13 protein-coding genes are annotated in these 13,156 nt (G+C 72.5%); 7 read left to right on the top strand and 6 right to left on the bottom strand.

The genetic code is table 11. The annotated features are described in order from the left end of the window. Positions 1–28: 28 nt before the first annotated feature. Positions 29–928 (bottom strand): NAD(P)H-binding protein, encoded by a 900-nt coding sequence (locus ACZ6IM_RS27925; RefSeq protein ID WP_469560075.1) that lies wholly within the window; start codon positions 926–928, stop codon positions 29–31. Positions 929–1,109: 181 nt separating this feature from the next. Between ACZ6IM_RS27925 and ACZ6IM_RS27920 the strand changes: the two genes are divergently transcribed. Next, positions 1,110–1,946 (top strand): LysR family transcriptional regulator, encoded by an 837-nt coding sequence (locus ACZ6IM_RS27920; RefSeq protein WP_052842526.1) that lies wholly within the window; start codon positions 1,110–1,112, stop codon positions 1,944–1,946. 27 nt (positions 1,947–1,973) lie between these two features. On the opposite strand, the gene rmdA is transcribed toward ACZ6IM_RS27920, so the two are convergent. The 3 genes from rmdA to ACZ6IM_RS27905 form a co-directional block, all read right to left on the bottom strand. Continuing rightward, positions 1,974–4,118 carry a cyclic Di-GMP phosphodiesterase RmdA gene (gene rmdA / locus ACZ6IM_RS27915; RefSeq protein WP_469560064.1) on the bottom strand — a complete coding sequence of 715 codons (2,145 nt, stop codon included), beginning with the start codon at positions 4,116–4,118 and terminating at the stop codon, positions 1,974–1,976. Beyond that, positions 4,115–4,927, bottom strand: coding sequence for an SAM-dependent methyltransferase (locus ACZ6IM_RS27910; RefSeq protein WP_469560060.1), 813 nt, complete (start codon positions 4,925–4,927; stop codon positions 4,115–4,117). Before ACZ6IM_RS27910 ends, rmdA begins: the two co-directional genes overlap by 4 nt. A gap of 234 nt (positions 4,928–5,161) precedes the next feature. Then, entirely contained in the window at positions 5,162–6,106 is a 945-nt protein-coding gene (locus ACZ6IM_RS27905; RefSeq protein WP_052842521.1) for an SCO0930 family lipoprotein, read from the bottom strand. A gap of 269 nt (positions 6,107–6,375) precedes the next feature. On the opposite strand from ACZ6IM_RS27905, the gene ACZ6IM_RS27900 reads away from it, so the two are divergent. The 3 genes from ACZ6IM_RS27900 (at position 6,376) to ACZ6IM_RS27890 (ending at position 8,493) form a co-directional block, all read left to right on the top strand. Further along, a complete protein-coding gene (locus ACZ6IM_RS27900; protein ID WP_469560058.1) occupies positions 6,376–6,993 on the top strand; it encodes a hypothetical protein in 618 nt (205 codons plus the stop codon). A 16-nt stretch (positions 6,994–7,009) separates the two neighbouring features. After that, positions 7,010–7,774, top strand: coding sequence for a bestrophin-like domain (locus ACZ6IM_RS27895; RefSeq protein ID WP_469560056.1), 765 nt, complete (start codon positions 7,010–7,012; stop codon positions 7,772–7,774). Between the two features lie 200 nt (positions 7,775–7,974). Further along, positions 7,975–8,493 (top strand): hypothetical protein, encoded by a 519-nt coding sequence (locus ACZ6IM_RS27890; protein ID WP_469560053.1) that lies wholly within the window; start codon positions 7,975–7,977, stop codon positions 8,491–8,493. A 102-nt stretch (positions 8,494–8,595) separates the two neighbouring features. On the opposite strand, the gene ACZ6IM_RS27885 is transcribed toward ACZ6IM_RS27890, so the two are convergent. Further along, positions 8,596–9,090 (bottom strand): hypothetical protein, encoded by a 495-nt coding sequence (locus ACZ6IM_RS27885; RefSeq protein WP_052843335.1) that lies wholly within the window; start codon positions 9,088–9,090, stop codon positions 8,596–8,598. Between the two features lie 331 nt (positions 9,091–9,421). Here ACZ6IM_RS27885 and ACZ6IM_RS27880 point away from each other — a divergent pair, with 331 nt between their 5' ends. Continuing rightward, positions 9,422–10,087, top strand: coding sequence for a class F sortase (locus ACZ6IM_RS27880; protein WP_469560050.1), 666 nt, complete (start codon positions 9,422–9,424; stop codon positions 10,085–10,087). 34 nt (positions 10,088–10,121) lie between these two features. Here the strand turns inward: ACZ6IM_RS27880 and ACZ6IM_RS27875 are convergent, their stop codons facing one another. Next, positions 10,122–10,961, bottom strand: a complete 840-nt coding sequence (locus tag ACZ6IM_RS27875; protein WP_052843339.1) for a polysaccharide deacetylase family protein — start codon at positions 10,959–10,961, stop codon at positions 10,122–10,124. 110 nt (positions 10,962–11,071) lie between these two features. On the opposite strand from ACZ6IM_RS27875, the gene ACZ6IM_RS27870 reads away from it, so the two are divergent. Both ACZ6IM_RS27870 and ACZ6IM_RS27865 read left to right on the top strand, forming a co-directional pair. Further along, complete coding sequence (locus ACZ6IM_RS27870) at positions 11,072–11,533, top strand: universal stress protein (RefSeq protein WP_052843341.1); 462 nt, start codon at positions 11,072–11,074, stop codon at positions 11,531–11,533. A 120-nt stretch (positions 11,534–11,653) separates the two neighbouring features. After that, on the top strand, positions 11,654–13,060 hold the full coding sequence (locus tag ACZ6IM_RS27865) for an amino acid permease (protein WP_052843344.1): 1,407 nt from the start codon (positions 11,654–11,656) through the stop codon (positions 13,058–13,060). Positions 13,061–13,156 lie beyond the last annotated feature (96 nt).

Below are 13,156 nucleotides of genomic sequence, written 5' to 3'. Positions count from 1 at the left end.
CGGCCCCGGGCCCCGGGCTCGGTTCCCCTCACGCGAGCACGGCCGGCCTGAGCACCTCCTCGCACCAGCGGCGGAAGCTCGTGGGCGCGGTGTCCGGGGTGGTCGGCTCGGCGGCGCCGTAGAAGCCCTGGGCGTCCATCGCCGAGGCCATGTCGGCCAGGCCCTGGGCCCCGGCCTCGCTCGCCCCGAAGCGGAGGGCCGACGCCCGGTACTCCTCGGGCGTGGTCTCCCGTACCCGTACCGGCCGGCCCAGTACGTCGGACAGCACCTCGGCCATGCCCTCAGGGGTGAGGTCGTCGGGGCCGACGAGCGGGACGTCGGCGCGGCCGGTCCAGGAGGCGTCGAGCAGCAGCCGGGCGGCCGTGGCGGTGATGTCGGCGGTGGCGCAGGTCCGCAGGACCCGGTCGGCGGCGCAGGCCATGCGGAACTCGCCCGTGTCCCGCAGGACGGCCGCCTGCCCGAGCAGGTTCTCCATCAGGAAGGGCGGGCACAGCGCCCGGTAGTGCACACCGGTCGCCGCGATCCGGTCGTCCATGGCGAGCGAGGCGGAGATCGGTCCGGCGTCCTTCGCCACGCCGCGCCCCAGGCTGGAGACGGCGACGACCCGTTCCACGCCCTGCCGCGCGATCACCTCGCACAGCGGCAGCGTGAAGTCGCGGAAGTGGCCCTCGACGCTGTCGGCGCCGGGCGCGGGCGGCACCAGCCAGAACACCCGGTCGGCATCCTCGCAGGCCGCGCCCAGGACCTCGGCGTCGGCGTGCGAGCCCTGGAACACCTCGGTCCGCTCGCGGGCGCGGGCGGTGAGGCGGCCGGGATCGCGGGCGATGACGCGCACGGCGGTCCCGTCGTCCCTGGCGTCGAGGGCGTCCAGGACGTCGTCGAGGACCTGTCGGCCGATTCCGCCGGTCGGGGTGGTGATGACGATCACGAGCACAACTCCGGTTCAGGGAGGGAGAAGAGAGTGGGTGCGCTGTCGGGGCGGGAGGTCGGTTCGCTTCGCGCTCCGGCGCTCTCCCATCCTGTTCGCCGGGCGCCCGGAACTGAAGGATCGATCGGGTCCCGCTTGTTACCCTGAAGGCAATGCCGGGGGGCATCAAAGGAGGCGGAGGATGGAGTCGCGTTCCCTGCGCTACTTCGTGGCGGTCGCCGAGGAACTCAACTTCGCGCGCGCCGCCGAGCGGCTGGGCATCTCTCCCCCGCCCCTGTCCAGGGCGATCCGCCGTCTGGAGACGGAGCTGGGCGTCACCCTGTTCGAGCGGACCACCCACAGTGTCACCCGGACCCCGGCCGGGGACGTGCTGCTCGCCGAGGCGCGCGTCGCACTGGACGCCCTGGAGGCCGCCGGACGGCGGGCCAGACGGGCGGCCGAGGGACCGAAGCTGGTGCTGGCCGTGAAGGCCGACGGGGACGCGGGGCTGCTGGAGCCGATCCTCGCGCGCTACGCGTCCGAGCCCGGGTCCGTGCCGGTCGTCGTCCGGCTGTGCGGGTGGCAGGAGCAGCCGCGGCTGCTGCGCGCCGGCGAGGCGGACGTCGCCCTGGTCCACGCGCCGTTCGACGGGGCCGGTCTCGACACGGAGACGCTGGCCGCCGAACCGCGCGTCGCCGTCCTGGCCGCGGACCACCCGCTCGCCGCCCGCGATCGCCTGGAGCTGGCCGACCTCGGCCTCGACGCGGGCAGCGTGGAGCGGCACATCGACGAGGCGCGGCGCGGCCACGACGATCTGGCCCAGGTGCTCACGGCGGTCTCCCTCGGCAAGGTCGTCACCCTGCTGCCCGCCTCGGTGACCACCCGCTACCCCCGCCCGGGCGTCGCCTACCGCCCGGTCCCGGACGCCCCTCCGGTCGTCCTCTCCCTCGCCTGGCCCCAGCAGTCACGCTCCACGGCGACCGCGGCCTTCGTCCGCGCCGCGACCGAGGCCGCCGAAGCGACGCGCGACGGTGTGTGATCCGGTCGGCGCCGCCCGCGGCGCCCCTCAGCCCGTGGCGTCCACCAGGGCCAGCTCGTGGAGCCGCTCCGGTGGGCCCGGGCGGGCGTAGTACCAGCCCTGGGCCGTGTCGCAGCCCAGTATGCGCAGTTGCTCGGCCTGGGCGCCGGTCTCCACGCCCTCCACGGTGACCGCGAGGTCCAGGCTGTGGGCCAGGGCGACGATCCCTTCGACGATCTTCAGGTCGACGGGGTCCGCCGGGAACTGCTGCATGCTCTGCGTGAACGAGCGGTCCAGCTTGAGTACGCTCACCGGCAGCCGGCGCAGGTTGGCGAGGTTGGAGTAGCCGGTGCCGAAGTCGTCCAGGGCGATGTCCACGCCCATCTCGGCCAGCCGGCGCAGCGGTTTCAGCAGGTCGTCGTCCGCGCCGATCAGCGCCGACTCGGTCACCTCAAGGCACAGCGCGTCGGGCGCGACGCCGGTCCGCTCCAGGATCTCGACGGTGTCCTGGACCAGGCCGGGGTGGGTGAGCTGACAGGGCGAGAGGTTGACGTTGATGCGCAGCGGGCCCGCGGCGCCGCTCTCGCCGTACCGCTCGCGCCACAGGCGGGCCTGTCGCACGGACTGTTCGAGGACCCAGCGCCCCAGCGGCACGATCAGCCCCGTGTGCTCGGCGAGCGGGATGAACCGGTCCGGGCCGAGCACCCCGTGCTGCGGGTGCAGCCAGCGCACCAGCGCCTCGGCGCCGCGCACACTGCCGTCGCCGAGATGGACCAGCGGCTGGTACTCGATGAAGAACTCGCCCCGCTCAAGGGCGGCGGGCAGCGCGGTGGTCAGCCCGTGCCGGGTGATGACACGGGCGTCGGCCTCCGGGTCGGCCAGCTCGAAGCGGTTGCCGCCCGCCGACTTGGCCCGGTACATGGTGATGTCGGCGCTGCGCAGCACCTCGGCCGGGCTGCGCTCGCCGGCCGGGCCCTCGACGATGCCGATGCTGCCCCGCACGGTCAGTTCGCGTCCGTCGACGCTGACCGGGGCGAGCAGCGCGTTCATGATGCGCCCGGCCAGCTCGTCGACCTCGTGCCGGGTGTCGGGTCCGGTGGTCAGCGCCACGAACTCGTCGCCGCCGAGCCGGGCCACCATCTCGCCGGGCGCGGTGGCGCAGGCCTGGAGGCGGTCCGCGACCTCCACCAGCAGCCGGTCGCCCGCCGCGTGGCCGAGGCTGTCGTTGACGGTCTTGAAGCCGTCGAGATCGAGGTAGCACAGGCCGAAGCGCTGGCCCGGGCCCGCGTTCAGGGCCTTCTCCAGGCGTTCGAAGAAGAAGCTGCGGTTGGGCAGGCCGGTGAGCGCGTCGTGCGTGGCCTCGTAGCGCAGCCGCAGGTTGAGCAGCCGCCGTTCGGTGGTGTCCTCCATCAGCGCGAGCTGGTACTGCGGGGTGCCGTCGGCGTCCCGGAGCAGGGACACGGTGAGGTTCGTCCACAGGACCGTCCCGTCGGGCCGGTAGAAGGCCTTCTCCACGTGGTAGTGCTCGCGCTCGCCGCGCACCAGTTCCTCGTAGAGCCGCCAGGTCTGCGGCGCGTCGTCGGGGTGCGTCCACTCCGTCGCCCGGCGGCCGCCGAGTCTGGAGTCGGCGATGCCGAACATGCGCATCAACGCGTCGTTGACCTGGAGGACGTTGCCGTCCAGGTCGGCGATGCCGATGCCTATGGCGGCGCCCTCGAAGACCGCGCGGAAGCGGGCCTCGCTGGCGTGCAGGGCCTCGGCCACCACGCCCTGCGCCTTCAGGGCGGCCTGCGCGATGGCCTCCTGCTCGGCGAGGGTCCGGGCGCGCAGCGCCCCGGCGAACCCGGCCGCCATCGCGTGCTGGAGCCGTGCGGAACGGGCCCGCAGGTCCTCCGGGTCGCCGTCCTCGCCGCAGTAGAGGACCAGGTAGGCGTCGACGCAGTCCAGCGTCCGGGAGAGCGCCTCGGGGTCGGTGCAGTGCGCGTCGACGAGCGCGGCACCGACCGCCCGGGCCTCGCCGGCGTCGAAGCCGCGGGCGTGCAGCACCTCGCTCAGCCGACGGGCCAGCGGCAGCAGTTCCGCCTCGAACTCGGGCCGGGTGGACGATGTCGAGGTCACCGGGAACACCGCCCGGCTCCAGATCGTGGCGAACCGGCGCAGCCTGTCCTCCGGCCCGTCCGGCTCCGCGCTCACGCCGTACGCCCCACGCCGGCGAACCCGGAGAACGCGTACGGGTCCTCTTCCTCCGGCTCCCCCTCCGGCCTCCAGCGCGGCATCGGAACCAGTCCGGGTTCCACCATGTCGTACCCCTCGAAGAACCGCGCGATGTCGTCGCGCGAACGCATGATCAGCGGATTGCGGATGTCCTTGTACACGTCCACCGCGCCCCCGGCCCGCTCGGCGGGCAGCGGGATTCCCTCGTACGAGGCGTGCGTGAGGACGAGCAGGCTGCCGGGCGCGAGCGCGTCGCTCAACTCGGCCACCGCAGCGTACGGGTCGTCCTCGTCTTCCACGAAGTGCAGTATGGCAACCAGCAGCAGGGCGACCGGTCGATTCAGGTCGATCAGCCGCTCCACCTGCGGGCTGGCCAGGATCTCCCGTGGCTTGAGCAGGTCGCCGGCCACCACGTCCGCGTCGTCGTTGCCCGCCAGGACGGCCTCGCTGTGCGCGACCGCCACCGGGTCGTGGTCGACGTACACCACGCGGGCGCCGGGGCGGCTGCGTCCGGCCACCTCGTGGACGTTGCCGAAGGTGGGGATGCCGGAGCCGATGTCGAGGAACTGGTCGATGCCCTCGTCGGCCGCGAAGCGCACGGCCCGGCGCATGAACGCCCGGTTCGCCTGCATGATCTTGGGGAGTCCCGGCATGAACTCCATCGCCCTGCGGGCCGCTTCCCGGTCGACCTCGAAGTTGTGCGAACCGCCCAGGTAGAAGTCGTAGATCCGGGACACGCTGGGCACCGAGACGTCGATGCTGCGAGGGGCCCAGGCGGGACGCTCCATCTAGCTCTCCAAGGCATAGGCGATCCGGTGTTCGAGCTGAGGCTACTGATCGCCCGCCAAAGGGGCGAGCCCAAACGGAAATTGACCGTCCGTTCCCGGTCACTGCCCGCGGCACGTGCCGTGGGCGAAGGCATGCCAAAGCGCACGAACGGGACCGTCCCCTCCGTCCGGGAACGGAGGGGACGGAGGGGACGGCCCGTGGTCGTGCGCTGAAGGCGGGCGGGCGGGAGGTCGCTACTTCTTCGGCGCGCCGACCGGCTTTCCGTCGGGCTTGACGGCGTACCAGGTTCCGCCCACGCCCTGACCGTTGGTGTCCCCGGCCTTCTTGTCGCCGGCGAAGGTGTAGATGGGCCAGCAGTCGATCGTCTGCTGGGCGGCGCCGTCGGGCCGGGTGAAGCTCATCAGGCCCTTCTTCTCCACGCCCTTGGTGTCGTCGGCCTCGACGGGCGCCACGACCGGCCACTTCTCCAGGCACGCTCCGGTGCAGGCCGACACCGGTTTCGGCCAGGCCTCGTCCTTCATGAAGCGGTAGACGGTCATGCCGTTCTTGTCGACGACGATCTCGCCGAGCTTCGGGTCCTCGCGGGTGGACAGCCCGGCGGCCGGTTCGGCCGTGGCCTTCTTGCCGTCGGCGGCCAGCGCGTACCACTTCTTGCCGACGCCCTGGCCCTTGACGTCTCCTGCGGCGGTGTCCTTGGCGTAGCGGTACGCGGGCCAGCCGCCGATCGTCAGCTGCTTGGTGCCGTCGGGGCGGGTGACCTCGCCGAGCAGGTCCTTGTCGATGCCCTCGCCGACGAGGGCGTCGTCCGCGGCCACGGGCGGCCACATGGTGGCGCAGTCGTTCTCGCAGGTCGTCTTGGGCGGCTGGGCGGTGTCGGCGTCGAAGCGGTAGAGGGTACGGCCCGCTCCGTCGGTCACCAGCTCGCCGATCTCGGGGTTCGCCGAGACGGACAGCTTGCCCGCGGGCTCCGGCGCGCTCGCCGAGGCCTGCCCGGCGCCCGCCCCGGTACCGAGTCCGTCGCCTGCGCCGAGGTCGCCGACGTCGCCGGGGGCGGCCGCCGTGGCACCCACGTTCTGACTGCCGGTGGCTCCGCCGCCGTCCTGGCCGCACGCCGTCGTCAGCGCCAGCAGCGCCGCGGCGCCCGCCACGAGTGAGGCGCTCCGCCAGGAGGTCTTCATCGTCAATCCCCGATCGTCACGAAGGTGTTGGGGCGCCCTGGTGGGCCGCCGCACGACACTGGGTACGCACGGGGGAGCCCGTTGTGTTCAACCGGCCGCGGGTTTTCTTCCCGCCCGCCACGGGCGTGGGGCCCCCTCGTACAGGCTTCCGGGCTCCGGCGCGGGCGGGTCCTCCGTCGTCAAACCCCTGGTGGGGTCGTGTCCCTCCTTCGGGGCAATCGCCGGGCACTCGGGCGTGGGGCGGTGCGCCAGGCTTCATGATCTGCGTCGTGCATGGACCCGAACCGACCCGATCCGCCGCCGCCGGACGGGTGTTGGCCCTGGTGACACTGACGTTCACCCTCGTCGGCATACCGGTCGGCCCGGCCCAGGCCGACGCCTGCGCGTACGCGTCGACCGGACCGGACGGCACCGACGCGGTGGCGGTCGCCGGGAGCGCTTCCTGGCCCACCTTCCCGCCCTGTCCCCGGCCGACTCCGACGCCCACACCCACCCCGACGCCCACCCCCACGCCTCCCCCGCCGCCCGAGCCCACTCCCCCGCCGCCTCCCGCACCGAAGCCTCCGCCGCCCAAGTCGCCGACACCGAAGCCCGAACCGCCACCCCCGCCTCCGCCCGCGCGCCCGGCGCCGCCCCGGACCACACCGACCCCGGCCCCGACGCCCCGTCCCACCCCGCCGCCGGTCCGTCCCGCGGCGCCCGCGCCCGCACCCTCGGTCACGCCCGAACCCACGCCCCGGCCGTCGCTCAGCCCGGTGCACTATCCGCGCCACCGCGCCGCCCGGGCGCCGCAGCGGCCCTCGCGCGGGGCCACGTCGCCGCTCGTCTTCGTCCTGCTCATCACGGTGCCCGCGGTGGTCGCCGTCGCCGCGCTCCGTGCGCGCTGATTCCTGGAGGCCTCTCTTGCCGGAATGGCTTGTTCTCACCCTCGCGATGCTGGCCGCCTGTGTCGTGGTGGTCATCGTCACCCTCCTACGGCACCGCACCGCGTCCGACGACGAGGACATCACCGAGACCCCGGACGTCATCGAGTACATGACGATGTGGATCGGCGTGGTGTACGCCATCGTCCTGGGCCTGGCCATCGCCGGTGTCTGGGAGGCGCGCAGCGCGGCCCAGGCCGACGTGCAGACGGAGGCCGTCGCCCTGCACGAGATCTCGGAACGGGCCCGGGTCTACCCGCCCGACGTCCGTGACCGCATCCGGGCGGATGTCAACGCCTATGTCGGACACGTCGTCACCACCGAGTGGAAGACCATGGCCGACCGCGGCGAGGTGACCGACCGCGGCACCGAACTGCTCGACCGGGTCCGCGCGGACGTCACCGACTACGAGCCGAGGTCGGACTTCGAGGCGCAGGCGTACCAGCCCCTCGTCGACCAGGTGGCCCTCGCGGACCAGGCCCGGAACTCCCGAACCCAGTCGACCGGGGCCACCATGCCGGGGGTGGTGTGGTTCGGGCTGATCGCCGGGGCCGTCGTCACCATCGGGATGGTCTTCGCCCTGCAGATCCGGCGCACGACGCGCGAGCTGGTCCTCGCGGGGCTGTTCTCCGCGCTGATCGCCTTCCTGCTCTTCCTGATCTGGGACTTCGACGCCCCGTTCAGCCGGGGCATGGCGGCGTCGACCGACCCGTTCCTGAGCCTCTTCCCCGGCGCCGGGAACTGACCCGGCACTGGCACGGCGGTGGGGACGGTGACGGCCGACACGCCGTCACCGTCCCCTGAGCGGCCCACACTCTTGCCCCATTCGCGCGACTGCGATCGCGGCGGGGCGCACGGCTTCCTAGCGTTTCGGACATCGAGGTGCATTCCTGGCGCGAGCGGAACAGGTCCGCCGCTGCTCCTCGGGGATCCGGAGGACTCACCATGCGCGCGATACCCGTCGCCTCGGTCGCACTGCTGGGCGGCGCCGCCCTCTCCGCCTGCGTACCGGCCGGGGCCGTGGGCTCGAACACGTACGGCTTCACCGTCAGCCCCGCCACCGTGGCGCCCGGCGGTGAAGTCACGCTGGGGGTGGGCCGTACCGCCGCGGGCTGCCGGGGCCGGGTGACGGTGACCTCGCCGGTGTTCGACACGGTCACCATCCCCCGTGACGAGTCGTCGGCGACGGCGCGGGTCGACCGGGACGCCCGGCGCGGTGCGGTCTACCAGGTGACGTTCGCCTGCCGGGACAAGACCGGCACGGTGGACCTGACCATCGCGGGCGGCGGCTCGCACCACCCGTCCGACGAGCCCTGGCACTCCAAGGGCGTGCACGCCGGGGAGGGCGGCAGCGTCGCCGGGTTCGACCTGAAGCAGATCGGCATCGGCGCGGCGCTCGTCGCGGGGGCGGTGGGCACGGCGTACCACCTCTCGCGCCGCCGTACCGGCGAGCACGGCTCCTGATCCCGCCCCGCATAGCGCAGCCCCCGCCGACCGCAGGACTCCGCCCCGGATCCGACGAAGGTCCGGGGCGGAGTCCTGCGGTCGTGCTCCGGCCGCGGGCGCTCAGATCCGCCGCTCGGACCGGCGGCGCATCCAGAACAGACCGCCACCGGCGACGGCCGCGGCGACGAGCCCGCCGCCGATCGCGATGTCGGTCGAGGTCGCCCCGCTGGAGCTGCTGCCGCCGAGGCCGCCGCGGACACCGCCGATGACGGTGAAGGCCGCCGGCCGGGTCAGCCGCCGGCCCGAGCAGTTGACGGTGATGTCGTACGAGCCCGGCCTGGCGTCCTGCCTGATGGTGGCGGTGCCCCTGGACGTCTCGTTGGCTCCCCTGACCGGGGTCAGGTGGGTGGTCCGGAAGGCGTCCGAGGTCATGGTGCCGCCCTGGGGGCAGCCGTCGACCGTGACGGTCATCTGGCCGCCGCGGGCGATCACGCTGGGCAGCGCGACGATGTTGCTCGGCTGGTTGTGGTCACCCCCGGCGGTGGCCGTGGGAGCGGCCAGTCCGAGGACAGCGACGGCGGCGCCGGCTGCCGCGAGGGCACGAGTGTTGCGCATGTGATCCTCCGCGGAAGACGCCCCGGGTCCCGTCCCCGGTCGATCGGCGAGAAAGCGCCTCCCAGAAAGACCCTCAGTTGCCCTGCCCGCAGCCGCATTTCGGGAATGGTCCGTCCTGGTGAGCGGGTTACCGGGACGGAACCGCGCCAGTGGATATCGCCGCAGGTCACGCCCCGTCAGAAAATCTCCGTCGGTCACCTCCCGGATGGCTCACGGAAGGACGCGCGCACCACCCGTTCGCCGCCGCCCCGTCGCCGGTCCCCCGCACGGCGCTTAGCGTGCTCGTATGCGCGGATGATCCGGCGACGGCCGGGTCGAGAGGGGAAGGCGAATGTACGACTCCGAGTTGGCCGAAGAGGAGGAGCGGCGGAGGAAGCGCGCTCCCTGGGGCGTGATAGCGCTTGTTCTGCTGACCGGTCTCGCGCTCATCCGCAACGGCTCCGGGGAATTCGACGTGGGCCCCCCGCAGCCCGCGTCGGCCGCCGCCTCGGACACCCGCGCGGCCGCCGGCGACGGCGCCGCCTCGGGCGTCACGCCACTGCCGTACTCGGTGCCCGACCGGGTCTCCGTCCCCGCCATCCAGGTCGACGCGCCGGTCATGGGGGTCGGCCTCGACGCGGACGGCTGGGTCGACGCGCCGCCGCCCGAGGACCCGAACCTGGCCGGCTGGTTCACCGGGGCGGTGTCCCCCGGGGAGAAGGGCACCGCGGTCGTGGTCGGCCATGTCGACAACGAGCAGGGCCCCGCCGTCTTCTACGGGCTCGGCGCCCTGAAAAAGGGAAACAAGGTGGAAATCCACCGCCAGGACGGAAAGACTGCGGTCTTCGAGATCTACGGCATCGAGGTCTTCGAGAAGAACAATTTCCCCGGCGACCGGGTCTACGGCTCGAAGGGCGGCCCGGAACTGCGGGTCATCACCTGCGGCGGCGGTTTCACCAAGCAGAACGGCTACGACGGGAACGTCGTCGCCTTCGCCCGCCTGGTCGGGGACCGCTGAGCGTGCCCCGGCCCGGCGGGCGCGGCGGCTGCGGTCAGATCAGGCGGCGCCGGGGAACGGTGAGGTGGTACCCGGAGTCGAGCAGCTCGGGCAGATAGCGCCGCAGGGCGCGCACACTCTGCGACCGGTCGCCCCCGGCGTCGTGCGAGAGCACCACGACGCCGGGGGCCGCGCCTTCCTCGACCCGGTCGACGATGGTGCCGGTGCCGGGTGTCGTCCAGTCGAGGGTGTCCACGGTCCAGGCGAGCGGTTCCATGCCGAGGTCCGCGCCGAGCTGGAAGGCGGCGCGGTTCCAGGCGCCGTACGGGGCCCGGAACCAGCGGGGCGCCTCGCCGTAGGCCTGCTCGACGACCTCGCTGGTGCGTTCCATCTCGGAGCGGATGCGGCGCCGGCTGAGGCTGGTCAGCAGCGGGTGGGACCAGGTGTGGTTGCCGACCACGTGCCCCTCGTCGGCCATCCGGGTCAGCAGGTCCCGGTTGTAGTCCGCCATCTCCCCGCACACGAAGAACGTCGCGCGCACCTCGTACTTGGCGAGGGTGTCCAGGATCCGCGGGGTGTACTCGGGGTGGGGTCCGTCGTCGAAGGTGAGCATCATGGTGCGGCCCCGGCCCGTCATGCGCAGGATCGGCTCGCTGCGCACCGGGGGCCGGCCGGGCGCGGCCCGTGGGGCGCCGTATCCGGTCAGCGGCTGGAGGCGGTAGGCGGAGGGCTTGAGCGGGCTGCGCTGCGGAGGTCCGGGTGCGGGGACGGGGGCGGGCGGCCGGGACGGTCCGTGTCCCAGGCCCGCCGCGAGTGCGCCGCCGGCGCCGGCCGCGCCCAGGGCCGCGGCGCCGGTGAGCAGGGTGCGGCGGGTGAGCAACTGGTCCTTCTTCATGACTCATCAGTCGCCCGGTCACGGTGCGCCGCACCTGAGCAACACCGGGGCGGCGGCATGAAACCACCCGCCCGGCTCAAGATCGCCGGGGACTCCGATAGCCTCGCCGCGTGACGGAACAGCACTCCCATCAGTTCGAACGCGGCACGGACGGACCGAAGGTCATCGTCGTCGGTGTCGACGGCTCCGACTCCTCGTTGCGGGCCGCGGCCTACGCCGGCGGGCTGGCCAGGCGGCAGGGCGCCCTGCTCGCCGTGGTGTACGTGCAGCCGGTGCTGGCCGGGGGTGCGGCGCTCGGGGCGTCGGTGGCGGAGACGACCGACGAGATCGCCGAGGAGCTGGTGGCCCAGATCCGGGAGGCGACCGAGCGGGCGAAGGGGATATTCGACGTCCGCTGGGAGTTCCACACGTTCCGCGGCGACCCGTACAACGGCCTGGTGCAGACGGCCGACGAGCTGAAGGCGGACGCGGTGGTGGTGGGCGCCTCCGAGCAGGCCGGCCACCGCTTCGTCGGCTCGGTAGCGGTGCGGCTGGTGAAGGCGGGGCGCTGGCCGGTGACGGTGGTGCCATAGCACCGACGGCGTCGGTGCGGGCGTCTTGGGTCCTGTGTGCGTCGTGACTTCCGTCACGGACGTGTGTGCGTCATCATGATCCACCGTCAGCCGTTTGCCGTTCACGAAGAGGTGAGGCGCATGGCCCGGTTCCGCATGGGTGAGGGTGTTCTCCGCCGCAAACCCATCGAGCACATCGAGGAGACGGAGAGCGGCGGGGGCCTGGTGCGCTCGCTGGGGCTGTGGCAGCTGACCGCGATCGGCGTCGGCGGCATCATCGGGGCCGGGATCTTCACGCTGGCCGGCACGGTCGCCAACGGCACGGCGGGTCCGGCGGTGCTCGTCTCCTTCCTCATCGCCGGTGTCGCGAGCGCGGCGGCCGCCCTGTCGTACGCCGAGTTCGCCGGGCTGATCCCGAAGGCGGGCTCCGCCTACACCTACGGGTACGCGGTCCTGGGCGAGCTGGTGGGCTGGTTCATCGGGTGGGACCTGCTTCTGGAGTACACGGCGATCGTGGCGGTGGTCGCGATCGGCATCTCGGGCTACTTCAGCTTCCTGGTCGGCGAGATGGGCGCCGATCTGCCGAACTGGATGCTGGGGGCGCCCGGCACAGGGGGCGGGCACAAGGTCGACCTGTTCGCGGCCGTGCTGTGCCTGCTGATCGCGTACCTGCTGACGCTGGGCATCCGGAACGCGGCCCGCTTCGAGATGGTCGTGGTCGTGCTGAAGGTGCTGGTGGTGCTGCTGGTGATCGGGGTCGGCGTCTTCCACATCAACAGCTCCAACTACCACCCGTTCTTCCCGTTCGGGGTCGGCGGGGCGTTCACCGGTGCGGCGACGGTGTTCTTCGCGGTCTTCGGCTACGACGCCATGTCGACGGCGGCCGAGGAGTCGAAGGACGCCCAGCGGCACATGCCGAAGGCGATCATCTACTCGCTGATCATCTCGATGGTGCTGTACGTCGCGGCCTGTCTGGTGCTGACCGGCATGCAGAACTACAAGGAGATCGACCCGGAAAGCGGCTTCTCCACGGCGTTCAAGTCGGTGGGGCTCAGCTCGCTGGCCGACATCATCGCGGTCGGCGCCATCATCGGCATCCTCACGGTGATGTTCACCTTCATGCTGGGTGTCACCCGCGTGTGGTTCTCGATGTCGCGCGACGGGCTGCTGCCCAAGTGGTTCGCCAAGACGCACCCGACGCGGCACGTGCCGACGCGGGTCACCTGGATCGTCGGGGTCGCCTCGGCCGTGATCGCCGGGTTCCTGCCGATCGGCGAGGCGGCCGAGCTGACCAACATCGGCATCCTGCTGGCGTTCGTGGTGGTGTGCGCGGCGGTGATCGTGCTGCGCTACCGGCAGCCGGACCTGCCGCGCACCTTCCGTACCCCGTGGATGCCGTTCGTGCCGGCGCTGGGCATCGTCTTCTCGATCTGGCTGATCACGTTCCTGCAGTGGCAGACCTGGGTGCGGTTCGCCGTGTGGTTCGTGGTCGGCCTGGTGATCTACTTCGCGTACTCGTACCGGAAGTCGGAGCTCGCGCGGCGCTAGATGTGTTGTTCGGGGAGGTTGGTGACGCGGCTGGCGGGGGTTTGGCCTGCGATGCCGGTGTGGGGTCGGTGGTAGTTGTACCAGTGCAGCCAGTGG

Source organism: Streptomyces sp. NPDC042336 (genome assembly GCF_055581985.1).
This window is presented reverse-complemented; position numbering and strand designations above follow the sequence as displayed.